19 protein-coding genes are annotated in these 25,417 nt (G+C 44.2%); 9 read left to right on the forward strand and 10 right to left on the reverse strand.

Annotation, left to right across the window (positions count from 1 at the left end):
- Positions 1–8 precede the first annotated feature (8 nt).
- Together DWW23_RS21085 and DWW23_RS21090 are read left to right on the forward strand one after the other, a co-directional pair.
- Entirely contained in the window at positions 9–881 is an 873-nt protein-coding gene (locus DWW23_RS21085; RefSeq protein WP_122355979.1) for a hypothetical protein, read from the forward strand.
- Positions 881–1,573: a YjjG family noncanonical pyrimidine nucleotidase gene (locus DWW23_RS21090; protein WP_183671166.1), complete on the forward strand. Its 693-nt coding sequence runs from the start codon at positions 881–883 to the stop codon at positions 1,571–1,573. Before DWW23_RS21085 ends, DWW23_RS21090 begins: the two co-directional genes overlap by 1 nt.
- 460 nt (positions 1,574–2,033) lie before the next feature.
- On the opposite strand, the gene DWW23_RS21095 is transcribed toward DWW23_RS21090, so the two are convergent.
- From DWW23_RS21095 to DWW23_RS21110, 4 genes are all read right to left on the reverse strand, one after another.
- Complete coding sequence (locus DWW23_RS21095) at positions 2,034–3,614, reverse strand: peptide chain release factor 3 (RefSeq protein WP_122355880.1); 1,581 nt, start codon at positions 3,612–3,614, stop codon at positions 2,034–2,036.
- An 85-nt stretch (positions 3,615–3,699) separates the two neighbouring features.
- The gene (gene rfbD, locus DWW23_RS21100) at positions 3,700–4,560 is read right to left on the reverse strand and encodes a dTDP-4-dehydrorhamnose reductase (protein WP_122355882.1); all 861 of its coding nucleotides are present in this window, start codon (positions 4,558–4,560) and stop codon (positions 3,700–3,702) included.
- A gap of 4 nt (positions 4,561–4,564) precedes the next feature.
- Complete coding sequence (locus DWW23_RS21105) at positions 4,565–5,113, reverse strand: DUF4924 family protein (protein WP_122355884.1); 549 nt, start codon at positions 5,111–5,113, stop codon at positions 4,565–4,567.
- Between the two features lie 2 nt (positions 5,114–5,115).
- Positions 5,116–6,036: a Mur ligase family protein gene (locus tag DWW23_RS21110; protein ID WP_122355886.1), complete on the reverse strand. Its 921-nt coding sequence runs from the start codon at positions 6,034–6,036 to the stop codon at positions 5,116–5,118.
- Between the two features lie 95 nt (positions 6,037–6,131).
- Between DWW23_RS21110 and DWW23_RS21115 the strand changes: the two genes are divergently transcribed.
- From DWW23_RS21115 to DWW23_RS21130, 4 genes are all read left to right on the forward strand, one after another.
- Positions 6,132–6,965 carry an MBL fold metallo-hydrolase gene (locus DWW23_RS21115; RefSeq protein WP_122355888.1) on the forward strand — a complete coding sequence of 278 codons (834 nt, stop codon included), beginning with the start codon at positions 6,132–6,134 and terminating at the stop codon, positions 6,963–6,965.
- Between the two features lie 123 nt (positions 6,966–7,088).
- Positions 7,089–9,410 carry a glycoside hydrolase family 20 protein gene (locus DWW23_RS21120; RefSeq protein ID WP_122355890.1) on the forward strand — a complete coding sequence of 774 codons (2,322 nt, stop codon included), beginning with the start codon at positions 7,089–7,091 and terminating at the stop codon, positions 9,408–9,410.
- Between the two features lie 89 nt (positions 9,411–9,499).
- Positions 9,500–11,764, forward strand: a complete 2,265-nt coding sequence (locus tag DWW23_RS21125; RefSeq protein WP_122355892.1) for an ATP-binding protein — start codon at positions 9,500–9,502, stop codon at positions 11,762–11,764.
- Positions 11,765–11,828: 64 nt separating this feature from the next.
- On the forward strand, positions 11,829–14,309 hold the full coding sequence (locus tag DWW23_RS21130) for a prolyl oligopeptidase family serine peptidase (protein ID WP_122355893.1): 2,481 nt from the start codon (positions 11,829–11,831) through the stop codon (positions 14,307–14,309).
- Positions 14,310–14,365: 56 nt separating this feature from the next.
- On the opposite strand, the gene ahpF is transcribed toward DWW23_RS21130, so the two are convergent.
- The 3 genes from ahpF to DWW23_RS21145 form a co-directional block, all read right to left on the reverse strand.
- Positions 14,366–15,916: an alkyl hydroperoxide reductase subunit F gene (ahpF, locus tag DWW23_RS21135; protein WP_122355895.1), complete on the reverse strand. Its 1,551-nt coding sequence runs from the start codon at positions 15,914–15,916 to the stop codon at positions 14,366–14,368.
- Between the two features lie 136 nt (positions 15,917–16,052).
- The gene (gene ahpC, locus DWW23_RS21140) at positions 16,053–16,619 is read right to left on the reverse strand and encodes an alkyl hydroperoxide reductase subunit C (protein WP_122355897.1); all 567 of its coding nucleotides are present in this window, start codon (positions 16,617–16,619) and stop codon (positions 16,053–16,055) included.
- A 159-nt stretch (positions 16,620–16,778) separates the two neighbouring features.
- Entirely contained in the window at positions 16,779–17,678 is a 900-nt protein-coding gene (locus DWW23_RS21145; RefSeq protein ID WP_122355981.1) for a cation diffusion facilitator family transporter, read from the reverse strand.
- A 160-nt stretch (positions 17,679–17,838) separates the two neighbouring features.
- On the opposite strand from DWW23_RS21145, the gene DWW23_RS21150 reads away from it, so the two are divergent.
- Positions 17,839–18,144, forward strand: coding sequence for a DUF4884 domain-containing protein (locus DWW23_RS21150; RefSeq protein WP_122355899.1), 306 nt, complete (start codon positions 17,839–17,841; stop codon positions 18,142–18,144).
- Between the two features lie 2 nt (positions 18,145–18,146).
- On the opposite strand, the gene pflA is transcribed toward DWW23_RS21150, so the two are convergent.
- From pflA to DWW23_RS21165, 3 genes are all read right to left on the reverse strand, one after another.
- Complete coding sequence (gene pflA, locus DWW23_RS21155) at positions 18,147–18,869, reverse strand: pyruvate formate-lyase-activating protein (protein WP_122355983.1); 723 nt, start codon at positions 18,867–18,869, stop codon at positions 18,147–18,149.
- Between the two features lie 98 nt (positions 18,870–18,967).
- A complete protein-coding gene (pflB, locus tag DWW23_RS21160) occupies positions 18,968–21,208 on the reverse strand; it encodes a formate C-acetyltransferase (RefSeq protein WP_122355901.1) in 2,241 nt (746 codons plus the stop codon).
- A gap of 757 nt (positions 21,209–21,965) precedes the next feature.
- Positions 21,966–22,214 carry a hypothetical protein gene (locus DWW23_RS21165; RefSeq protein ID WP_233564414.1) on the reverse strand — a complete coding sequence of 83 codons (249 nt, stop codon included), beginning with the start codon at positions 22,212–22,214 and terminating at the stop codon, positions 21,966–21,968.
- A gap of 324 nt (positions 22,215–22,538) precedes the next feature.
- Between DWW23_RS21165 and DWW23_RS21170 the strand changes: the two genes are divergently transcribed.
- The gene (locus DWW23_RS21170; protein WP_122355903.1) at positions 22,539–23,717 is read left to right on the forward strand and encodes a CARDB domain-containing protein; all 1,179 of its coding nucleotides are present in this window, start codon (positions 22,539–22,541) and stop codon (positions 23,715–23,717) included.
- Positions 23,718–24,104: 387 nt separating this feature from the next.
- Positions 24,105–25,403, forward strand: coding sequence for a hypothetical protein (locus DWW23_RS21175; protein ID WP_122355905.1), 1,299 nt, complete (start codon positions 24,105–24,107; stop codon positions 25,401–25,403).
- The last annotated feature ends 14 nt before the right edge of the window (positions 25,404–25,417 follow it).

Raw genomic sequence — 25,417 nt, forward strand, 5'->3', positions numbered from 1 at the left:
AAAAGAACATGAAGAAGTTATTATTAGCTTGCACCTGCGCAACATTACTGGTATCCTGCGGACAAAATTCAGCCGAATACAAAAAGCTGAAGGCAGAAAACGATTCTCTGAAGATAGAGAATATGAAATCGACCAGCGAGATGAATGAAATCCTGACTACATTGAATGATGTAGAGGCAGACATACAGTCTATCCGCGATGCTGAAAACTATCTGAATCTACAGCAACAAACAGGTGGCGAGTTCAGCAAAAGTAACCGCGAACAAATCAAGCAGAACATGCAGCTGATCAGTGAGACACTGAAAAAGAATAAAGAAACGATCAGCCAGCTGGAAGACAAGCTGAAAAAAAGCGGTATCCAATCGGCTGCCCTGAAGAAAACGATCAACCGTCTTTCCTCCGAACTGGACCAGAAGGCAACGATGATCGTCGCCCTGCAGGAAGACCTGGCAAAGAAGAATGTCCGCATCCAGGAACTGGACGAAATGGTATCTTCCCTGAATGAAGATGTCGAAAGCCTGGCAACAACTGCTGCCGCCCAGTCTGAAAAATTAGGCGAACAGGATAAGGCACTCAACACGGCCTACTATTGCTTCGGTACGGGAAAAGAGTTGAAAGACCAAAAGATCCTTTCCGGCGGTGGCCTCTTCTCTAAATCAAAAGTATTACAAAGTGGCTTCAACAAAGATTATTTTATCTCTGTCGATATTCGCGAAGTGAAGGAAATTCCTTTATTCGCAGCTAAAGCCAAACTGAAATCCAACCATCCGGAAGGTTCTTACGAATTCGTAAAAGACGAAGACGGTAATCTGACATTGAATATCACAGACCCGAAAACATTCTGGAGCCTGGGTAAATATCTGGTTATTGAAGTAGGATAATGAAATACAAAAATCTCTTTATAGATCTGGACGATACCCTTTGGGATACGTACCATAACAATAAAAAATGCCTCGAAGAGCTTTATACCGATCACCACTTTGACCGGTATTATGCCTCCTTCGAGGCTTTCTTCGCTATCTATTGGCCGCACAATGAACTGTTGTGGAAGCAATATCGCGCAGGAGAGATCGACCGTCAAACGCTTATCATCGACCGCTTCCGTTACGTGCTTCGTCCGCTGGGTATTGAGGATACCCAATCGGTGCTGGCTGTCAATAATGATTTCCTGCAACGTACGACAACCAAGACCGGACTGGTCCCCGGAGCGATCGAGTTGCTGGAATATCTTCGCCCCTCCTACCGCATGTATATCTTATCGAATGGTTTCCGTGAAGTACAGGACAAGAAACTGCGCAACTCCGGACTGGCTCCCTACTTTACCCGGATGATCCTCTCGGAAGATGCCGGTATACAGAAGCCTCATAAGGGTATTTTCGATTTTGCCCTGATCAATACCAATTCCCGACGCAATGAAACGCTGATGATCGGCGACTGTTTCGAGGCCGACATATTCGGCGCCCACCAATCACGGATAGACCAGCTTTGGTTCAATCCGCAGGATCTGCCGCCCCAGGAGTTTACCCCTACCTATACAGTTAAACGTCTGGAGGAAATAAAAGGGATATTATAGACCTTTTTCAGTTGACAGATGACAAGTGACAGTTGGACTTCACGATCGAATATAGAAAAAGATGAAACCTCCAAAGAAAAAGCTTACGTCTTTTTGTCGAAAAGCTTACGCCTTTTTCAGAACGGGTAGGCAACCATTTCAAATGAGTGCCGCAGCGATTTTTCATGACTGCAGCAACTACTGGAAATGACTGCAACAGCTACCCGAAATGACTTCTACAAGCGAGATCCATAAAGTCACGTTTCAGCCTTCAGTCACTTCTCCGCATTGATTTACAAAGCATTATCCTGAAAGGAGAATAAAACGCGTCATCATATTTTCACCCTTCAGGATTGAGCCATGATTATCAAAGAGAGTGAGCTCCTGAAGGCTGAAACGTACATAATAAGTTCTCGTATGTAGCAGGTAAGTAACTATCCCCATTAGCACATTGGCTTATTGGCACATTATCCCCCTCTCCTTAAAATTCCGACGTAAAATGGAACTTGATATCCGGGAAATCCTGTTGTGCCATGGTCAGTACATAACCGGAATCGGCCAGATAAACATCACGGCCTTCTTTGTCAAGCGCCATATACTGCGATTTACGCTTCTTGAAATTATCCAAAGCGACCTGATTGTCACTTTCAATCCAGCAAGCTTTATAAAGACTGATCGGTTCCCATTTACACTGGGCACCATATTCATGCAACAAACGGTACTGGATTACTTCAAACTGCAATTGTCCGACCGTACCGATAATCTTACGGCCATTGAACTGGTTGGTAAAGAGCTGTGCAACCCCTTCGTCCATCAACTGTTCGATCCCCTTATTCAACTGCTTGGCTTTCATCGGGTCGGCATTTTCAATGTATTTGAACATCTCCGGCGAGAAGCTGGGCAACCCTTTGAAATGAAGCTCTTCACCGGCAGTCAGCGTATCGCCGATCTTAAAATTACCCGTATCCGGCAAACCGATGATGTCGCCTGCAAACGCTTCGTCCACCGTTTCTTTCTTCTGTGCCATAAAAGCAGTCGGGCTGCTGAAACGCAGTTGTTTGCCGAAGCGGACATGTTTATAAGGAGCATTACGTTCGAAACGACCGGAACAGATCTTTACGAAAGCAATACAACTGCGGTGATTCGGGTCCATATTCGCGTGGATCTTGAAGATGAAACCGGTAAAATTATCCTCTTCCGGCTCAACGACCCGTTCCACCGCCTGGATAGGACGGGGAGACGGTGCGATCTTGATAAAACAATCCAGCAGTTCCTTCACACCGAAGTTGTTCAGGGCAGAACCGAAAAAGACAGGAGCGATGTCTCCCCGCAGATACGTATCCACATCGAACTCCGGATAAACGCCTTCAATCAGTTCGATATCTGCACGAAGCTTTTCGGCCAGCGTATCGCCGATATGGTTTTCCAGTTCCGGGTTGTTTATATCGTTGAACTCGATCTTCTCCGTCACATACTGTTTACTCGGCGTGTAAAGGTCGAGTTTCTGCTCATATATATTATATACCCCTTTGAAACGCTGTCCCATATCGATCGGCCAGCTTAAAGGGCGCACGTTGATATGCAGTTCTTCTTCAATCTCATCCAGAAGATCGAAAGGATCTTTACCGTCACGGTCCATCTTGTTAACAAACACGATCACCGGCGTTTTGCGCATACGGCAAACTTCCATCAACTTACGGGTCTGTGCTTCCACACCTTTGGCAATGTCGATCACGATAATTACACTGTCTACGGCAGTTAACGTACGGAAAGTATCTTCGGCGAAATCCTGGTGACCGGGAGTATCGAGGATATTTACCTTATGATTGTCATAGTCGAAAGCCATCACAGAGGTTGCTACGGAGATTCCACGTTGTTTTTCTATTTCCATCCAGTCGGAGGTAGCCGTCTTTTTGATCTTGTTGGATTTTACGGCACCAGCCACATGGATCGCACCACCGAACAACAGCAGTTTTTCCGTTAATGTGGTTTTACCGGCATCCGGGTGGCTGACAATAGCAAACGTTCTTCTTCTTTTAATCTCTTCTGAATACTGACTCATTTTTATATCTTTATTTTATTTCAAACAGGGTTATGAACAGAGTTATCAACATACTTATCAACATATCAACAGGGTTATCAACACCCTACAATTTATCCATGCAAAGGCGAAGGCTCTCTTCCCAATGCGGGATAACGACACCGTATGTTTCTTTTATCTTTCTCTTATTCAACACACTATAGGGAGGACGTACGGCCTTTGTCGGATAATCTTTCGTTTCGATCGGCAAGACACGGCAATCGATCCCGGCGATCTGAAGGATCTTCACTGTAAAATCATACCAACTGCAAACACCCTCGTTCGAGAAATGATAAATACCCGGTACGAAAGCGTTCAGCTCATCGGATGTCACCACCACCAGCATGGCAGCTGCCAGGTCACCGGCATAAGTCGGCGTCCCGATCTGGTCGAAGACAAAGCCTAACTCATCGCGTTCTTTACCCAGACGGAGCACAGTCTTCACGAAATTATTACCGAACTCGGAATATAACCAGGCCGTACGGATGATAACCGCATCGGGACAAACCTCCTGCAACATCTCTTCACCGGCGAGTTTGGTACGACCATAAGCCGAAACCGGACGAGTGGCATCTGTTTCCACATAAGGGCGGTAACCCGTTCCGTTAAATACATAATCGGTTGAGACATGGATCATTTTAGCTCCGGCTTCGTGCGCTGCTTCACCCAATACACCGACTGCAAAAGCATTGATGCGGCGGCACAGGGCTTCATCTTCCTCTGCCTTGTCGACAGCCGTATAAGCGGCACAGTTCAACACATAATCGACCCGGTTGTCCTTGATCATTGCCCGCACGGCAGCAGGGTCTGTAATGTCCAATGTATCGACATCCGTAAAAAGGAAATTGTATCCTGAATAGTTCTTTGCCAGCAGGCGGATCGAATTGCCCAGTTGCCCATTGGCACCGGTTACTAATAATGTTTTCATTTCATTAATCTTCTAATTTCAAATCACCGTTCATATCTTCACGATACTTCTCGGCCAAAAGAGCCAGGAAAGAACTGATCTGTTTGATCGCCTCCTGTGTTTCCGAACTGACGGTTTTTCCCTGCATACGAAGAAGCAGATAGCCATAGATTGCGTTAAAACAGGTTTCCAGTTCCGGTAAATCTTCACCCCCGGACTTTGCCCTAAGTTGTACTATATAAGGAAGCGTTTTATAATAAGCCGCCCCGTAAACCATTTCTTTCGGGGATTTCAGCAATCGCAGGTGCAGGTCGGTCAGGGCAATGATCACATTCTTATTCAACTGAATATGTCCTTTTTCCATGACTCCTTCGCTACGCATCATATCGATCAGTTCTTCATACCATTTGGCTATCTCCTCTTTCACTTCGTCCGGTTGATCGTATTGGGCGATTACCGTCCGGCGGATCGAATCGAGATCAAACTGATTGGCACGTATCAGGTCTTCCACCTGCCACATGTATAATAAATACTCGGCTATATTTTCTTTTCTTTTTTGTCTCGCTATAATCATAGCTACAAAGATACACTATATTCAGATATCGCCCGATAAAAATCGGCATCTTTAACACCTAACTGGCGGCATGCCAGGCGCGCTGCGTTCAGATTCGTCAGAAAATAGTTGTCCGGTATCCGTATCGGGAAATCTCCGTAACGGGTCTGCAGGAAAGTAGCCCCGTCTTTTTCAATCACCGGATGCTGACCGTAAGAAATGGCGGTAATGTCTTCACGCACCTCTTCCGCCAACTGTCTCACAGCCGGATCGCCTTCAAAATAAATCAGTTTGCCGGAACGTTCGATCAGGGTTATGAAGTTCCTGAACGTACCGTAATAAGCATCCGGACTGTCATGGTCTGTTTCCGGTGTCCACGACAGATTGGTCAGTATGGCAATATGAGGACGGTAGAATTCCAGTTGAAAGCGTTTTTCCAATGCGGATGTAACATGCTCATCCCCTTCGATCAGGGCTATACGTGCTTCATAGCTCATATGTACCCGATTCGGCAACAAAGGGATTTCACTGGTCAGGGCATAATCGAAGGCCAGTTTCTGCCGCTGAAGGGCATAAATGATCATCGAGATAATTGTTTTCTTTCCACGGCTTCCCGCAACAACTACCCGAGTCTTCTCTTTGGTTCGCTGAAAAATGAATTCAGGTATAGAGAGAATTAATAACCCCAATTCCTTAGCTTTTATCAATTCCGGGTTATCCTGCTTGACAGTAGCACCCAAAACGACAAAATTATTATCCTTTGTTAATCTCTCCGGAAACCAACCGTCTCCATGACATGTACAACCTGCGGCGTGTAGCTTTGCTATCACTTCCTCTGCTATACCGTCACCTGAAACACTCACGTCATATCCCTTTTCATGAATAGCCAAAGCCAAATCAAGCACAAGAGGTTCGGTCACGGAGATTAAATGAACTTTTCGCATCGCTTAGATTTTGTCGCAAATGTACACATTTTCATTAAGGTTCACCATAACAGTAATAGAAAAAACATGCTTATATTTGACACAAAAAAAGTGAAATGGATATACAGATAATCGATACCGGGTACTTTTATGCAGATGGCGGAGCCATGTTCGGAGCTATTCCTAAAACGGCATGGAGCCGGCGTTATCCGAGTAATGAAACGAACGGCTGCGTCCTGGCAATGAGAAGCCTGCTACTATCAAACGTTCCCGAAAAAGTGGTCCTCATCGATACCGGAGCAGGCACAAAACATCTCAAGCAACTGGGCTATTATAACTTCTTCGATCTTGTCGACCTCGGGGAAGAATTACACAAACGGGACATTTCACCGGAACAGGTAACGGATGTCGTCCTCACCCATCTGCATTTTGATCATTGCGGCTATTCGACCCTGAAAAATGAAGAGACCGGAGAAATCTATCCGGCTTTTCCCAATGCGACCCACTGGGTCAGCCGCAGACAATGGGAGAATTTCCTCCACCCGAATGCATTGGAAAAGGATTCTTATTTTATTGAAAATATGCAGGCGATAGCAGACAAGGGGTTGTTACGCCTTATCGATACCGATACGGAACTTTGTCCGGGTATAGACTTGCGTCTTTTCGACGGACACACACCGGGGCAGATCGTTCCTTATATCCGGACACCCGAACAGACCTTTGTTTTTGCCGGCGATGTGATCCCGCTGGCTGCCAGCGTTTCTCCGGAATGGATATCTGCTTACGACACATTTCCGGTCACTTCTTATCAGGAAAAAATACGCCTACTGGAAGAAGCAGCCCTCGAAAGGCAAGCACTCATTTATTGCCATGATGCGTACATAAAATGCAGTACAGTAAAAAAAGTAAAAGACTTTTTCAAAAAGGATAAAACGATAGAAACACAGTAACTTCGTCGATTAAGAACGAGAATTATATCAGGTATAAAATAAATCACTATCTTTGGAAACAATCTCTAAGACAGATCATAAATACAAGAAAAAAACAGTATCATTTATAACTTTTTACGACGCATGAATAAACTAAGCAAATTAACGCTGCTTTGTGCAGCTTTTGCGGGAATGATGGCATGTTCCGACGGAAAAGTCGCTAAAGGCGATTACGGAATTATCCCACTTCCCCAGGAAGTTTCCATCACCAATGGAGGCTCTTTCGTATTAACGCCTTCTACTTCTATCATTTACCCCGAAGGGAATGATCTGCTAAAACAAGCTGGCGAGTTTCTGGCTTCTTATATTAAAGAAGCAACCGGTTATGCCCCGAAAGTGGCTACGGCAAAAAGCTCAAAGCCGATCCATCTTTCGATCGATAAAAGCATCTCCAATCCGGAAGGTTACCGACTGACAGTTACTCCCGAAGGCATTGAACTGGCCGGAGCGACCGAAGCCGGTGTTTTCTATGGCGTAAAAACTTTACGCAAGTCGATCCCCGCAGTTGCCGAAGGCATGAATATAGAACTTCCGGCTGTCACGATCAACGATTATCCCCGTTTTGCCTATCGGGGTATGCACCTGGATGTTTCCCGTCATTTCTTCCCGGCTGACTCTGTCAAAAAGTACATCGACATACTGGCTTTACATAATATGAACACTTTCCACTGGCATCTGACAGACGACCAGGGATGGCGTATCGAGATCAAGAAATATCCGGAACTTACAAAAATAGGTTCTCAACGCAAACAAACCGTGATCGGACATAACTCCGGCGAATATGACGGCAAACCTTACGGTGGTTTCTATACCCAGGACGAGATCCGTGATGTGATCGCTTATGCCAAAGAGCGTTTTATCACGATCATTCCTGAAATCGACCTGCCGGGACATCAGCAGGCTGCGTTGGCTACTTACCCGGAACTGGGTTGTACAGGCGGTCCGTATGACGTATGGCAACAATGGGGAGTTTCAGAAGATGTGATCTGTGCAGGAAATGAGAAATCAATGCAGTTCCTGGAAGACGTACTCTCGGAAGTGATCGACCTGTTCCCGTCCGAATACATCCACATCGGCGGTGACGAATGCCCGAAAATACGCTGGAAAACCTGCCCGAAATGTCAGGCAAGGATTAAAGCGGAAGGCATTAAAGGAGATAAAAAACACAGTGCAGAAGAATATCTGCAAAGCTCCGTGATCTCGCAAATGGAGAAATTCGTGGAAAGCAAAGGCCGCCATATTATCGGCTGGGACGAGATTCTGGAAGGCGGTCTGGCACCGAATGCCACCGTTATGAGCTGGCGCGGAGTGGATGGCGGCATCGAAGCGGCCAAACAACATCACAATGTGATCATGACCCCGAACACTTACCTTTATTTCGACTATTACCAGTCTACCGATACGGAGAACGAACCGATGGCTATCGGTGGTTATCTTCCTCTGGAACGGGTTTATTCACTGGAACCGACTGCCGGTATCCCGGATGAATATAAAAAATACGTGATCGGCGTACAGGCAAATCTCTGGACCGAATATATCCCGACCTTCTCACAGGTTGAATACATGGTTATGCCTCGTATGGCTGCTTTGGCTGAAGTGCAGTGGACCGATCCGAGTAAGAAAGAATATCAGAGCTTCCTGCCCCGTCTGGTTCGCATGACCAAGCTGTACGACCGTCTGGGATACAATTATGCCAAGAATATCTTCGATATCCATGCCGAATTCACCACTGATACGGAAAACGGCGAAGTCGTTGTCGATCTGTCTACAATGGGTGACGGCGATATTTATTATACACTGGACGGCAGCGAACCGACAAGTGCAAGCAATAAATACGATACACCGGTAAGGATCAAAGAAAATGCAACGATAAAAGCCGTTGTGGTACGTCCTGCAGGTAACAGCCGCGTATTCTCTGAAAAAATCACCTTCAGCAAATCGACAGCAAAGCCGGTTACCTTGCGGGTTGCTCCGAGCAGAGGGTATGAGTTCAAAGGCGGTCCTGAAATGACAGACGGCCTGACAGGTGATACGAACTATAAAACCGGACGTTGGCTGGGTTTCCAGGGGAAAGACCTGGATGCTGCTATCGACCTGAAACAACCGGTCGAAATCAGCCAGGTGGCTTTCAATACCAATGTGGTGAAAGGCGACTGGATCATGGGGGCAGCAGGAGTTACCGTTAAGGTTTCTGAAGACGGAAAGAACTTCAAAGAGATTGTATCCAAGACAATCCCTTCATTGAAGCAATCGGATAAAGACGGCATCTATCCGCAGGAAGTTACTTTTGCACCGGTTAAAGCCCGTTATGTAGAAGTGATTATCAAGAGTGACAAGCTGCCGGCATGGCACGGTGGCGCAGGCAATCCAGCCTACCTGCTTGTAGACGAAATTATTATTCAATAGGGTACTATCAACACAGAGCCGGTTAAAGACTTACCTCTTCCCGACGTAAGCTTTAACCGGCTTTTTTGCTTAAAATCCACACTGGTTTCATGCGAAGGACAATCATCACACTAAGCTTCCTCTTATACTTCTTCACACTGGCAAGTTCCAAAAATCAAGATGACCAGGAATATATTCTTGTTCTGAACTCCGTCAATTTCGATGAAGCCTGGACTAACGGAATCTATCAGTCTATCTGCAAATCATTCGACGAGTCGCCATACGCAGTCAAAGCGGAAGAGTTGATGATCCCGACCATTGCAAGCGCAGAAGAAGCTGCGGCCAAAAGAAATTCTTTACTGGAAAAATTCCCCCAGTGTCCCAAAGTCGTTGTCTTCATAGGCGATCCCGGATGGCTGGTGTGCCGTCCGTTATTCGATGACGAGTGGAAGGATATCCCTATCCTGATCTGTTATTCACGTGAATCAATGCCCGCCAGTCTGGAGAATCTCCTTTCGCGGAACCTATCCGACCAGCAACTCGTACCTGCCGGCCAACTTATGAAAGGTTATAATATAACGGCTTTATACCAACCCTTTTATATCCGGGAAACTCTTGAACTCATGCAACATATACAACCGGATATCAGGAATATAGCTTTCATATCCGACAACCGTTATATCAGCCTGTGCGCACAAAAAGAAGTCGAACAGACTATGTCGACTCATTTTCCTTCTCTGAAACTGCACCTTCTTACCACTACCCGGCTTTCCACCGAACAATTACTCGACACGATCTCGCGTTATAACAAAGAAACCGGTATTTTATATTATTCCTGGTTTTCGAAACATCTTCAAAACAAAGACAATTACCTGAACGACAATATACAACGGGTCGTTTACGGATTTTCCCATTATCCGGTCTTCACCATCGCAGACCAGCAAGTGGAAACCGGTTACTTTGCTGGAGGACATTACATCTCGTTATCCGACTTCAGCCACGAAACGACCCGTACGTTACAGAAAATAATCGAAGGTACTCCTGCCCGCGATATTCAGCCGCATCCCGGTGGTAAAGCACGAACTTACCTGAACTATCCCCATCTGAAATCACACAATACCGACAGCAACCTCTATCCCGGGGATGCAGTCTATTACCAGCGTCCTCCTAATTTCTATGAACGGAACAAGCTGGCTATGATCTGCATCGCCGCTCTTTTCTGCGCCATGATCGTCATCCTCGTCATGAGACTCCGTTTCTACTGGCAAAAGCGCCAGCAAAAGATACGCGAGTATGAACTGCTCGCCGGTTTCAGGCGTATGATAGACAATATGCCGGTCATTTATATCCGTCAGCAGATCATCTCTAACGAAAAAAGAGAACCCAACGATTTTATTTTCATAAATATCAACCGGGCTTATGAGAAGTTTTTCGGCTGTTCCCGCGAAGATGTGATAGGTAAGCGTTTTTCACAGATAAAACGGAAGTTTCCTAAACTCCAGTTCATAGATAATATGGGAATCAACCACAGCGGCCTGTTCCCAGTAGAAGACAAAGAAGGAAAAACCTCTTTCTTCGATGTATTGATTTTTCCGGACACAGAAAATGTGGTCGATATATTCTGCATTGACAAGACGGAAGCCCAGCAGAGCCTGAACTTACGCAAAAAGATAGAACAGGAAATCCGCGAACGTGAAAAAGCGGAGGAAGCGAACCGCCTCAAGTCCGCCTTTCTGGCTAATATGAGTCATGAAATCCGCACTCCGCTAAACGCAATCATCGGTTTTTCCAATCTGCTCGCCTATGAAGAGAATCTAGGAGAAAGAGAAGAGTTCATCCGGATCATCGAGAATAATAATGAACTATTGCTCCGGCTGATCAATGACATACTCGACCTGTCCAAAATAGAAGCGGGAACACTCGAATTTACTTATTCCGATGTAGACCTGAACAGTCTATTAACGGAAATAGAGCAAAGTTACCATATCCGTAACCGGCATCCGGAAGTTCAAATCTCTTTTGAGGAACGTTTACCTCAGTGTATCATCCATACGGAGCGTAACCGCCTGACCCAGGTCATCACCAATTTATTGAACAACTCCATGAAGTTCACCACCCGGGGAAATATCCGTTTCGGTTACCGGCAAGAAGGCAAGATGCTGCGTTTCTATGTAGAAGATACCGGCTGCGGCATTCCTGCCGATAAAATAGATTCGGTATTCGGACGCTTTGTCAAACTGAATAATTTCCAGCAAGGTACCGGGCTCGGACTTTCCATTTGTAAAACGATTGTTGAAAAACTCGGCGGAGAGATCGGTGTGGAGTCGGCAGAAGGAGAAGGAACTTTATTCTGGTTTACAGTGAAAGTTGAATAAAGACAAAAGCTATCCGGTGAAATAAATTAGATACCTTTGCGTCAAATATCTAATTTTATTCGCCATGAAAAGAAATATATTACTTTTAGCGGCGATCTGTTCCTGCTATAATCTGTTTGCCGAAGAGGTAATCGTAAAACAGTTCAGATACGCCGGCCCCTATGAAGTTAAAAAGCCGTTCCTGCAAGACAGCCTCGACGTAAACAGCAAGAAATTTACTGAAAAAGAGTTACTGAAAACATCCGTTCCGTTCAACAATGTCCGCCAAAGTATGCAATTCCTGGAGGTAAATGCCAGCGGGGAAAGTATGCTACCGGACAATAACCAGGCCTGTCATATCGGACTGGCTTCTTTCTATCTGAACAGCGACCGGTATGTAAAGGGATCTTTGCAGATAAAAGGACCGGAAACGTATGAGGTTTATATAAATAATGAAAAGCAGACACCTTCGGATGGGAAAGTGGCACTGACACTTGAACCTCACCGGTATGAAGTCATTATCAAATATCTGTCGGAAAAAGAAAAAACAGGCTCTCTGAAAGTCTCTTTCGATACGGAATCGGAAGCTGTCGTTACAGCAACAACCGATCCGGAAAAAAGATATACCATCAGCGATGTGTTCGACGGAACACGTATACGTTCCGTCAATCTCTCCCCTAACGGAAAATATCTGCTGACAGCTTACCAGACCACTTTCCCGGGTGGTAAAACCGAATCATACCAACAGGTTACCGACCGGGCCAGCGGACAAGTCCTGATGGAAAGTAACTCCATTAATTATAACTGGATGCCTCAAAGCAACCGTTTGTATTATACCCGTAACGGCTTGCAAGGGAAAGAACTGGTAAGCCTCGATCCTGTTACGAAAACGGAAAACATACTTTCTGTCAACTTGCCCGACGGATGGTTTGTCTTCTCCCCAACCGAAGATTATCTGCTCTTCAGCGTATCTGAAGAAGGGCCGAAAAAGGATCAGGATATGGAAGAAATCCTGGTTCCCGACGACCGTCAGCCGGGATGGCGCAACCGTTCCTTCCTGCACAAATACGATCTGGCGACAGGGGTTTTCGAGCGCCTGACTTACGGACATAATTCGACTTCGCTCAACGACATCTCACAAGACGGTCGTTATCTGTTATTCACCAGCCACGAACGGACACTGACCAAACGTCCTTTCAGCATCACGACGCTTTACCGCATGGACCTTCAAACCATGCAAACAGAAGCGTTACTGAAAGATCCGTTTATCAATTACGCCTGCTTCTCTCCCGATGGTAAACAATTGGCTATCGCAGGTTCAGGCGAAGCTTTTGACGGCATCGGATTGAATATCGCACCGGGACAAACCTCCAATACGGCTGACGGGCAACTATTTATCTATGATCCCGATAGCAAACAAGTGACTCCCGTAAGCAAGGATTTTAACCCGTCCATCCAGTCTTTTACCTGGAACAACCATAATAAACAGATCTATCTCCAGGGAGAGGATAAAGATTGTGTCCGCCTCTATGTGCTCGATCCGTCTAATGGCAAGATCAAACCTGTCCCGTTAAAAGAAGATATTCTCTCGGATTTTACGATAGCTACATCGGCTCCGGAGCTGGTTTATTTCGGAGAAAGTGCTTCCAACTCGCAACGTCTTTACGCTGTTGACCTAAAGAAGAATACGACTGCCTGCCTGAAAGACCTCTCCAAAGATATACTCAAAGATATCACGCTAGGTGAAGTACATGACTGGAACTTTAAGGCAGCGGCAGGCGATACGATTTACGGACGCTATTATCTACCTCCTCATTTCGATCCGAATAAGAAATATCCGCTGATCGTCAACTATTACGGTGGAACAAGCCCAACAGAACGCTCGCTGGAGAACCGTTATCCGTCACATGTGTATGCGGCATTGGGATATGTGGTTTATATCATCCAACCCAGTGGGGCAACAGGATTCGGACAGGAATTTTCGGCACGCCACGTCAATGCATGGGGAAAACGCACGGGAGACGAGATCATTGAAGGAACAAAAAAGTTCTGTACAGAGCATCATTTCGTGGATGCCAAGAAGATCGGCTGTATCGGAGCCTCCTACGGAGGATTCATGACACAATATCTGCAAACGAAAACAGATCTGTTCGCTGCAGCGATCTCGCATGCCGGTATCAGCGATATTACAAGTTATTGGGGAGAAGGGTACTGGGGCTATTCATATAGCTCGCTGGCAACAGCTAACAGTTATCCCTGGAATGCCCGCGATATTTATGTAGAGCAGAGTCCGTTGTTTCATGCGGATAAAATCAATACACCGCTCCTGTTCCTACACGGTTCTGTCGATACGAATGTGCCGATCGGAGAAAGTATTCAGATGTTCACTGCCTTAAAGTTATTAGGAAAAGAGACTGCCTTTATACAAGTAACAGGACAGAACCATCAGATATTCGATTATAAGAAACGTGCCGAATGGAATAACACGATCTTCGCCTGGTTCGCCAAATGGCTGAAAGAACAGCCGGAATGGTGGGAGGCGTTATATCCTGCTAAATCCTTATAAAAAGAGCCCCTCAGGCCACAGTCTGAGGGGCTCTTTTTATAAAATATATTGTTACGTTACACTATCCCACGCATCCGGTCTTCGAAAGCTGTCAGCGCAGCCTTCGCTCCTTCACCCATCGAAATGATGATCTGTTTATAAGGAACAGTCGAAACATCACCCGCTGCATAAATACCCGGAACACTTGTCCGGCAATGGCTATCAATCACGATCTCGCCCGGCCGGTTCGTATCCACCACCTCACGGAAAGCACCGCTATTGGCAGCCAGACCGATCTGAACGAATATACCATCCAGCCCGATCGTACGCACTTCATCCGTCTGACGATCTTTTACACGGATACCGGTCACTTTCTCACCGTTACCCACGACTTCCATAGTCTGTGAGTTCATGAATATCTCCACATTCGGCAGACTTCTCAGTTTATCCTGCAATACCTGATCGGCTTTCAGCGCATCGGCAAATTCCAGGACAGTCACTTTCGAGCAGATACCTGCCAGGTCGATAGCCGCCTCGATTCCCGAGTTACCTCCACCCACTACAGCCACATGCTTTCCTTTATAAAACGGTCCGTCGCAATGCGGGCAAAAAGCAACACCACGTCCGATATACTCTGCTTCGCCGGGAACATTCAGATGGCGCCAGCTTGCCCCGGTCGCAACGATCACTGCGGGTGCGATCAATTTCTCTCCGGTCGAAGTGGTCAATATTTTATCACGGCCCTCCACTACCACATTTTCTACCCGGCGATGTTCGAGGATATCGATCGGATAATCTTTCATATGCGACATCAGGTCGAGTGCCAGTTGCTGACCGGTCGTCTGAGGAACGGAGATCATATTCTCGATGCCCACCGTCTCCTTTACCTGACCGCCTACACGATCCGCCACGACTGCCACATTCAACCCTTTACGCGCCGTGTAAATAGCAGCCGCACTACCGGCAGGGCCACCGCCCACAATGATCACATCATAGTTCTTTTCTACTACAGGCAGGTCTGTTTCTTTCACGCCATACTGAGCTTCCAGCTTACCGAGCAGCTCGCCGAAATCACCCCTACCCACATGGATCAGTTTGCCGCCGGCAAAGACAGAAGGAACACCCTGCACTTTCATGGCTTCCACTTCTTCCTGATTGATCGCTCCGTCCACCATCTCATGTGTGATCTCCGGGTTCAGCGTAGCCATAGCATTCAGAGCCTGTACTACGTCAGGACAGTTGGTACAGGTCAGAGAGACATAAGTTGTCAGCTTGACTGGACCGTTCAAAGCTTTCACGCGGTTGCAGATACTTTCGTCGGGAATATTCTTTCCTTTCCCGTCACTATTCAGAAGCGCCAACAGCAGGGAGGTAAATTCATGTCCATTGGGAACACCACGGAATTTAATACCGGTCTTTTCCCCATTTTTCAATAAAGAAAATTCCAGTCCTTCTCCGTCGACCACCTGTACAGAGATCTTATCTGAACAGTCCGCCACATCGTTCAGCAGTTCCAACAGTTCCTTGCGGTTTTCGTGTTCTGAGGATACCTGAACATCAAACATATATTCGTTCGTCAGTCCGGCAAAAATACCGGATAACTGATTTTTCATTGAAGAGTCTAACATTATTAAAATCCTCCTTATTATTAGTTGTTTATTCTTTGATAGCTTCGAGCTATCCTATTATCAAATGAACCTGTAACTAAGTATGCCTCAAAGACAAAAAAGGCCGACAATATGTTGCCGGCCTCCAGTTTTACTATTAGATCTTACCGACCAGATCGATGCTCGGTTTCAATGTTTCGCCGCCTTTTTTCCATTTAGCGGGACAAACTTCACTCGGATGTTCAGCGATGAACTGAGCAGCTTCTACCTTACGAAGCAGTTCGTCTGCATTACGACCGATACCGTTATCGTTGATTTCAGCCAATTTGATCTTTCCTTCCGGATTTACCAGGAATGTACCACGGTAAGCCATACCGTCTTCTTCGATCATGACACCGAAAGCACGGCTCAATACGCCTGTCGGGTCAGCCAACATCGGGTATTTGATCTTACGGATCGTTTCAGAAGCATCGTGCCATGCTTTGTGTACGAAGTGTGAATCTGTACTTACAGAATAAACTTCTACACCCATAGCCTGGAACTGGTCATATTTGTCAGCCATATCTACCAACTCGGTCGGACAAACGAATGTAAAGTCAGCCGGATAGAAAAAGAAAATAGCCCATTTACCTTTGATATCGTCGCTGCTTACTGTTTCGAACTTACCGTTATGGTATGCCTGTACTTTGAACTCGGGTGCTTGTGAATTGATAATAGGTTCCATAGAATTTTTATTTTAATCGTTATTACTATTTTGTTTTGTTTCTGATGCAAAGATAAGTTGCCGGTTCGAGGTAAGAACAAAAAATCCAATCGAAAGGTTTTATGCCCTCATAGACAAAATCTTTGGGTATCAGTATTTCAGAGTTATTAACAAGTGGATTCAATCCGGCCAGCACAGGCTCTCACCCTTGATTTCCGAGGTTTCGAACTCCAGAGTGGCATGATGTATACCAACATGTTGAAGCTCGTGCTTGATCTCCTGTTTGATGCGTTCCATATCAGACAGATCGTCGATCGAGACATGCGCGGTCAAGGCTGTTTCAGTCGTGCTGATCGCCCAGATATGCAAGTGATGGACACCCTGTACACCTTCCACGGCATGCATGGCCTTTTCCACCTTTTCAATATCGGTCCCGGCAGGAACGCCGTCGAGCGAAAGACGTAAGCTGTCACGCAACAATCCCCAGGTAGAATAGATGATGACTAAAGCTATGATCAATCCGATAACCGGGTCGATAATATACCATCCCGTATGTGCAATGACAATCCCGGAAATAACGACTCCGACAGACACCAGCGCATCCGCCGCCATATGCAGATAAGCCCCTTTCACATTCAGGTCTTTATCCTTATCCTTCATAAAAAGCCATGCCGTAACTGCATTGATAACAACCCCGATCCCTGCAACCCAGGCGATTGCATCTCCTTCTACCGGACGGGGATGAAACAGTTTCGTTATGCTCTCAGCTATAATAATGCCGACAGCGACCAACAGAATGACCGCATTCAGCAGGGAGACCAATACCGTACTTTTCTTATACCCATAAGTATAACTAGCCGTCGGATGTACCTTTGCCAGCCGGAAAGCCAGCATAGCCAGTACCAGGCTGGCGACATCCCCCAGGTTATGTCCGGCATCGGATAGCAAACCGAGCGAATTATACCAGAAGCCCGCAGCAAACTCGGCTACAACAAATGCCAGGTTCAGGGTAATACCGATGATAAAGGCTTTATTCAAAGAGGTTATTTCGTGATGATGGTCATGATGATGTTGTTCCATATTCATTCTTACTTTTATTTGAGTAACAAAATGAAACAAAACTATGTTTTTCCCAGCAATAAAAATCTACCTGATTGTAGGTAAAATGTCACACAATTTTATCCTCCGGTCTTTGGATTTCGTTATCTTTGGACACAAAGCAAACTAAAAGAAAAAGAATATGAGAAGAATAAGTTTTTTCATTTTTTCGGCAGGTGCACTACTAACCTATATGGCCGGTTTGACAGCATGTGGCCTGGCAGGAAGACCTATCGCTCAATCAGCTCCTGATAATAACCCCAGTTATAAAGTCGAGTATCTATTCGAACATGATGGTTGCAAAGTATACCGGTTCATGGATATGGGGAATTACGTCTATTTCACCAACTGTCAGGGAGACGTAACGAGTATCGAGAACGACAGCATCCGTCTCGTTAACAAAATCCGTAGACAACCGGTAAAAATTCACAGGGAACGGATTGAATAGGGTCACACGGTAATACCCTGTTTCTTAAATATCTCTTTGGCATTTGCCAGACGTTCGGCAGACAGAGGTTCCACGTCTTTTAATTTGTATTCGATTCCTTGTGCTTCATATTTATAAGCACCCATTGTATGATAAGGCAACAGCTCTGCTTTCTGCACCATTTTATAGCGGCTGATATATTCAGCCAGTTTATTCAGCGCATCGTCATTATCAGTCAGTCCGGGAACGATGACATGGCGGATCCATACAGGAACACCGCGTTTCTCCAGTTCATCCAGGAAACGTAACGTATTATCCAGCTTCACTGCCGTTAACCGGGGATGTAATTCGGGATCGATCGTTTTTATATCCAGCAGGACCAGGTCGACATAATCCAACACTTCCAAAGCTTTCGGTGTACAGATATAACCGGAAGTATCCAATGCCGTATGAATACCGGCTTCCCGGCAAAGACGGAAAAAAGCGGTAAGGAATTCAGCCTGCAACAAAGGTTCTCCTCCGGTGACAGTCACACCACCTTTAGCTATAAAATTTTTGTAGCGCAAGACTTCCGCCAGAAGTTCTTCCGGTGACAATTGGTATTTAGCACCTCCCCGGCTGTCCCAGGTATCCGGATTATGGCAATAGAGACAACGAAGCGGACATCCCTGCATAAAAACGACGAAGCGAATTCCGGGTCCATCAACTGTACCGAAACTTTCTAAAGAATGAATTTTCCCCTCCATAAGCAGATGACAAGTGATAGTCAACAGATGACAGATGACAGCCAGGACACATTTACGCATCCTCTAACTGTCAACTATCACTTGTCAACTGTCAACTTTTAAAGTGAGTGATTGATTGTTCTTGAAATGACATCCAACTGCTGTTCGCGTGTCAGTTTCACGAAGTTCACGGCATAACCGGAAACACGGATGGTCAGCTGCGGATATTTTTCAGGATGGTCCATAGCATCCAACAGTAATTCCTTATCGAAAACGTTCACGTTCAGATGTTGACCGCCGTCAGGAGTAAAGTAACCATCCAGCAAACCTACCATATTGGCGATCTGAATATCACGTTCTTTACCTAAAGTAGACGGAGAAACGGCAAATGTATAAGAAATACCGTCATGTGCATGCTGGAACGGCAACTTGGCAACAGAAGCCAGTGCGGCAATCGCCCCCTTGGTATCGCGTCCGTTCATCGGATTGGCACCCGGAGCAAACGGCGTACCGCCTTCACGTCCGTCAGGCGTAGCACCTGTCTTCTTTCCATATACGACATTAGAAGTAATGGTCAGGATAGACTGTGTCGGAGTAGCGTTACGGTATGTCTGGTGCTGACGCAGATATTCCATGAACATTTCAGTAATATCCACAGCAATACTGTCCGTACGGTCATCGTTGTTTCCGAAAGGAACATAATCGCCTTCGCGCTCAAAACCGACAGCCAGTCCGCGTTCATCACGGATCACCTTCACCTTCGTATCGCGGATAGCCGCCAATGAGTCGGCCACGATAGAAAGACCGGCAATACCTGTCGCACGGATACGTTCCACATGACCGTCGTGCAAGCCCATCTCGAATGCTTCGTAAGCATACTTATCATGCATATAATGGATGATCTTCAAAGCATTGACATATACCTTCGCCAACCAGCGCATCATCTGTTCGTATTTCTCCATTACTTCGTTATAATCGAGGTATTCGCTGGTGATCGGCTCGAACTTCGGAGCTACCTGCGCACCTGAACGTTCGTCACGTCCGCCATTGATCGCATACAGCAAACATTTAGCCAGGTTGGCACGTGCACCGAAATATTGCATCTGCTTACCGATCTTCATTGGAGATACACAGCAGGCAATACCATAATCGTCGCCATAATCCGGACGCATCAGATCGTCATTCTCATACTGGATAGCGGAAGTATCGATAGAAACCTTTGCACAGAAACGTTTCCAGTTTTCAGGAGCATTATTGAACCACAGCACCGTCAGGTTAGGTTCCGGAGCCGGGCCGAGGTTATATAATGTATGCAGATAACGGTAAGATGTCTTTGTCACCAGAGAACGGCCGTCGACACCTTGTCCGCCTAAAGATTCAGTCACCCACACAGGATCGCCGGAGAACAGATCGTTATATTCCGGAGTACGCAGGAAGCGGACAATACGCAGTTTGATGATGAACTGGTCGATCAACTCCTGTGCTTCTTCTTCCGTCAATTTGCCCTCACGGATATCTTTTTCAAGATAAATATCGAGGAAAGTAGAAGTACGTCCCAACGACATAGCCGCACCATCCTGGTCTTTTACAGCAGCCAGGTAAGCCAGATAGACAAACTGAACGGCTTCGCGTGCATTCTTAGCCGGCTGGGTCACATCGAAACCGTAACTTGCACACATCTTTTCGAAAGCCTTCAAGGCCTTGATCTGTTCGGATATCTCCTCACGGCTCTGGATAATCTCTTCCGTCAGTTCCTGAATATCGAGTCGTTTCAGATAGTTCTTCTTCTCTGTGATCAGGATTTCAGTACCATACAATGCTACACGACGGTAGTCACCGATGATACGTCCGCGTCCGTAAGCATCCGGCAGACCGGTGATGATAGCGGAGCGACGTGCTGCAACCATTTCATCCGTATAAGCTGAGAATACGCCTTCGTTATGCGTCTTTCTGTATTTCGTGAAGATTTCTTTTGTCATCGGGTCCAACTCATAGCCATAAGCAGTCAAGCTGTTTTCTACCATGCGGACACCGCATTTCGGGAAAATACCGCGTTTCAGCGGAGCGTCTGTCTGCAAACCGACAATGACCTCATTTTCCTTGTCGATATACCCGGGACCGTACGTATCTATCCCCTGCGGTAATTTAGTTTCAGCATCGTAAACACCTTTCTCCCTTTCTACCTTAAACATTTCGGTCAGTTTATCCCAAACCTTTTTCGTCTTATCCGAGGAGCCCTTCAGGAAAGAATCATCCCCTTCATAAGGTTTATAATTGTTCTGGATAAAATCCCTTACATTAATCTCTCTTTTCCAAATTTCGCCTTTGAACTGCGCCCAGTTCTCGTTTTCAAACTTCATACCTATCTTTGTTTACTTCGGTTTTAATTTCGAGACAAAGGTACAGCTTTTATATGGGACAAGAAACTGGTCATATATACTTGATATGCCGGAAACGGTCAAAATGCCTACAAATAGTTACAAAAAAGGCCGGAGAATAGTAGCATATAGCCTCTTTTAGGTATCATAGCGTATGGATTATAAATAATAACAAAAAAATAAAAAAGGGACCATCCTTCACAGGGGAGCCCCTTTTTTATGTCGGAAACAACCAATAAAAACTTCCCGACATACGTTTAATCATCTTATATGCTTACATAATTAGCAAAAAGGTTTTGATATAGCGATTATACTAATAGTGTTACTTTTTACATTTGCAAAGATAGAGGCGGCTAGGAAAGTACACAATACCTATAATAGAGTAAAAAGGGAGGTGTCTGTTACCTACTTTGTGTTATATTAAGCAAATTGCTTTCTATACTAAAGAAAAGACGAAAAAATAAAAAGAGCCATTCTTCACAGGATGGCTCATCTTTTATATGAAAGGGACAACCAATAAAAAAACTCCCTTCCACTTGGGTATTTTACCTTAAATAATAGGTGTACATAAAAATCAACAAATCGGGGTTTTGGTCAGGACGATTATACTAATAGTAAAACTTAATTGATGGTGCAAATATACGGGCACTACCCTAAGGCCACAATACCTATATATATGTAAAATGGACTCATTTCTAACTATTAGTAGGGATTACAGGACAAAAAATCACCAGCGCAGCTATTCTGCCAGCAGATTCTCTCCCGTAACACCTGCCGCCCCTCGGCGACGGAGAATACCCTGGTCAAGGAAAGCATTCAGCTCGTTCATGGCCTCGTAAGGAGTCAATCCGGTCAGCCCTATATATTCCTTTCGTGTAATGCAAATGTTTATTTTGAGGAAAGAGATCAATTTATCCTTCCTCTCTTCCACAGTAGAGTGGCTTATTTTCTGTCTCCGTGTCAGGGAATGCACACGTTCGAACTTCATCTCCTGTTTGATTTTTTTGCAAAATTCACTGCTGATTCTCATAGTATATATAGATTATTATTTATGTCAAAGAAACAAAATTCCATTTAAACAAATTTTCATTCAAAAATCATTCTTTATTCATTCGACAGATGTCGAATGAATAAAGAATGATTTTTGAATGAAATAGACACCTTTGAGAAAGGAATGCTTTTATATATAAAATAACAATTTAATACCTATTACTAGGTAGCCAAAATCAAATTATACCTATTATAGGTGACTACCCAAATTCTTATATATGTTTATATTTGCAAATATAATTCACACATAAATATTAATATTATGAAACAGTTTATCCTATCTTTACTTATTATCCTAGCAAATATATCAAATATATCTGCAGAAGTTGTCCCTCCTTATCAGATTTTACAAACGAATATTACATATTCATATAATGTAACTGAAGGGAATGTTCTTAATTCTAAGACTGTTGTAACATTCAATGGAAATGGTCTGAATAATACAGGGATATCTAGAGGCACATGTACTCTCGTACTATCCAAAACCCCTTATTTAGACAATTATTCAGAATGCTATTATTCTGCTCCATACAAACAAATACTTCTAAATAAACCAGGAGTAGAATCAAACTACATTTTTCCACTCGAAGGTAATAAACAGTATCGACTTATCAGCATAAATAATGATAGTTACTACACTCTTACACATAGAAGAGAGCAAATTCCTAATGGAATATATTATCAATATATACTGCTAAAGTTTGCTTTAAATCCAGCAGGAAGCTGGGCCATCATAAAAGAAGCCAATAATCAAATGATAAAAGTAAAAGATGGACTATATTATGCTGCAAAAAAAGCAGATCCTACCCCCGAACCTGAACCCGAAAAGAAATTTGACTTATCTGTTGAAAGCATAAAAGTAACTCCCAACAGCAACAGTATCAATGGTGATGTTAAAGCTTCTGTAACCATCAAGAATAACGGGAACAAAACAGCAAATAATTGCTGTGTACGATTCTTTTTATCCAAATATAACACCGTATACAAACCATATCAATATTTATTTTCAACAGTATTTAAACTAGGTTCACTTGATGCCGGAAAATCGACGACACATGAGGAAACATTAAATTTTTTAAGTCAATCTGCTGCATCACCAGGATCCTACTATATAATTGCAGATGTATATTCATCAACTGCTGAAAAAGAGGATAGTGATGATACAAATAATCAAAAAGCGACTCCTTTTACAATAAAAAGTGGCAAATCTTTAAATATTATAAACAATAGATCTTCCATACAAATAACTAACATTACCGAAGAGGATCTCGGTAACACAATCTACATAACCGGAAGCAATGCCAGATCAATAAAAGAAATTCCAATCAATACAACTAACGAAATTAACATTACAAACAATTGGTCAGACCCCATTTTATTTATAACTATTATTGATAAAGATGGAAATCGAAAAGATACCAAGATTAACAATACAAAATAAAAATCTAATTTTCAACTCTTAAACGGCACACGATTCAAGTATTTTATTCAGATAGCTAGAACTACAAACAATAATGCCATAGTTCTAGCTGTCTGAATTATTCATAAATAGACATCTCTATTTATAAAGCATTTAAGATTTTTATAATATTGATATTGAACAACAATCATTCTATTCGTAGATACTCTCCTCCTCAAAAGTTCAAATAAGACCTATATATCAGCAAAATAAACTTGTCACTAACCATTAATGGAGATTTTACAGCATTTTTCCAGCAAAACTCCATATAATACCTACAAATAGGTAACATTGGGTAATTTTTACCTACTATATGCGATTGCGCATACTTTTTAACCGCCCTAATTTTGCCAAAAATTTCAAAAGGCAATGAGAAAATTAACAAATTTGTTGGCTATCACTCTACTTGGATCCTGCGCAACAGCCTTCGCACAGAACGAAGAGACACTTACATCAGCAGAAGAATCTGCAGAAATTTATGCAAGCGGTTATGAAAAATTTAGATTTGGCGGTTATGGTGAAATGGCAGCCAGCTATATGGATTATCAATGGAACAGATTAACCCCCTACGGATCAGCTAAAAAAAGTCGGGGTAGCATATCTATACCACGTTTTATCGTCGCTTTCGATTACAAATTCAGTCCTACATGGATATTAGGAGCAGAAATAGAATTTGAATATGGAGGGACTGGTATGGCACGTGAATTGGAATGGTACTCTGAAGGTGGAGAATACGAAATGGAAGTAGAAAAAGGAGGAGAAGTTGCTCTGGAACAATTCCATATTACCAAACTGATTCATAAATCATTCAATATACGTGCCGGACATATTATTGTTCCAGTTGGTTTGACTAATGCACATCATGAACCGATCAATTTCTTTGGAGTATACCGTCCTGAAGGGGAAACGACAATTCTCCCTTCAACATGGCATGAAAATGGTATTGCATTCTTTGGAACAATAGGAAAGTTTGATTACGAAGCTATGCTTGTTGCAGGGTTAGACCCATTAGGCTTCCGTAATACAGAATGGATTGCCAGTGGAAAACAAGGAGCATTTGAAATTGACAACTTTACAAGTCCAGCTGTTGCAGGACGCATTAATTATAGCGGAGTAAAAGGCTTACGTGTTGGAGCCTCCGCCTACTTTAATCGCTCTTCTAAAAATGCATCCAAGCCTCAACGGACATCGGGATACAATTTTGATGTTACAGTTCTTACAGCTGATGCTCAATATAAAACAAAAAATCTGACAGCACGGGCTAACGTTGTTTATGGGAATCTCAGTAATAGTGAAAAATTATCACAAATAAATCAAGGTAGTACGGGTAGTTCGGGATATCCCCGTACACAAGTAGGAAAAAATGCGATCAGCTACGCAGCTGAAACAGGCTACAATGTAGGCTCATTTTTTAACGACAATGCACCACGCATATACCCATTCGTACGCTATGAATATTATAACCCTATGGAGAAAACACAGGGAAAAGTATTAGCAGATAAACGTATGCAGATATCAATGTGGACTGCCGGAGTTAACTATTACGCACTTCCTAACCTGGTTATAAAAGCTGATTATTCCAATCGCCGTGTCGGCGGAGGAAACTATAACAGTGAAAACATGATATCAGTAGGTATCGCATATATCGGCTGGTTTTTGACTAAATAAATCAATTAAACAAT

The sequence above is a fragment of the Parabacteroides sp. AF14-59 genome, assembly GCF_003479515.1.
Classification (GTDB): Bacteria; Bacteroidota; Bacteroidia; order Bacteroidales; family Tannerellaceae; genus Parabacteroides; species Parabacteroides faecis.

Coding starts and splice junctions, on each gene's coding strand:
- ahpC (WP_122355897.1), bottom strand. CDS start 16,619: ATGGAACCTATTATCAATTCACAAGCACCCGAGTTCAAAGTACAGGCA.
- DWW23_RS21145 (WP_122355981.1), bottom strand. CDS start 17,678: ATGGAACAACATCATCATGACCATCATCACGAAATAACCTCTTTGAAT.
- DWW23_RS21175 (WP_122355905.1), top strand. CDS start 24,105: ATGAGAAAATTAACAAATTTGTTGGCTATCACTCTACTTGGATCCTGC.
- pflA (WP_122355983.1), bottom strand. CDS start 18,869: ATGGAGGGGAAAATTCATTCTTTAGAAAGTTTCGGTACAGTTGATGGA.
- DWW23_RS21130 (WP_122355893.1), top strand. CDS start 11,829: ATGAAAAGAAATATATTACTTTTAGCGGCGATCTGTTCCTGCTATAAT.
- DWW23_RS21105 (WP_122355884.1), bottom strand. CDS start 5,113: ATGATTATAGCGAGACAAAAAAGAAAAGAAAATATAGCCGAGTATTTA.
- pflB (WP_122355901.1), bottom strand. CDS start 21,208: ATGAAGTTTGAAAACGAGAACTGGGCGCAGTTCAAAGGCGAAATTTGG.
- DWW23_RS21150 (WP_122355899.1), top strand. CDS start 17,839: ATGAGAAGAATAAGTTTTTTCATTTTTTCGGCAGGTGCACTACTAACC.
- DWW23_RS21170 (WP_122355903.1), top strand. CDS start 22,539: ATGAAACAGTTTATCCTATCTTTACTTATTATCCTAGCAAATATATCA.
- DWW23_RS21090 (WP_183671166.1), top strand. CDS start 881: ATGAAATACAAAAATCTCTTTATAGATCTGGACGATACCCTTTGGGAT.
- ahpF (WP_122355895.1), bottom strand. CDS start 15,916: ATGTTAGACTCTTCAATGAAAAATCAGTTATCCGGTATTTTTGCCGGA.
- DWW23_RS21095 (WP_122355880.1), bottom strand. CDS start 3,614: ATGAGTCAGTATTCAGAAGAGATTAAAAGAAGAAGAACGTTTGCTATT.
- rfbD (WP_122355882.1), bottom strand. CDS start 4,560: ATGAAAACATTATTAGTAACCGGTGCCAATGGGCAACTGGGCAATTCG.
- DWW23_RS21120 (WP_122355890.1), top strand. CDS start 7,089: ATGAATAAACTAAGCAAATTAACGCTGCTTTGTGCAGCTTTTGCGGGA.
- DWW23_RS21115 (WP_122355888.1), top strand. CDS start 6,132: ATGGATATACAGATAATCGATACCGGGTACTTTTATGCAGATGGCGGA.
- DWW23_RS21110 (WP_122355886.1), bottom strand. CDS start 6,036: ATGCGAAAAGTTCATTTAATCTCCGTGACCGAACCTCTTGTGCTTGAT.
- DWW23_RS21125 (WP_122355892.1), top strand. CDS start 9,500: ATGCGAAGGACAATCATCACACTAAGCTTCCTCTTATACTTCTTCACA.
- DWW23_RS21085 (WP_122355979.1), top strand. CDS start 9: ATGAAGAAGTTATTATTAGCTTGCACCTGCGCAACATTACTGGTATCC.
- DWW23_RS21165 (WP_233564414.1), bottom strand. CDS start 22,214: ATGAAGTTCGAACGTGTGCATTCCCTGACACGGAGACAGAAAATAAGC.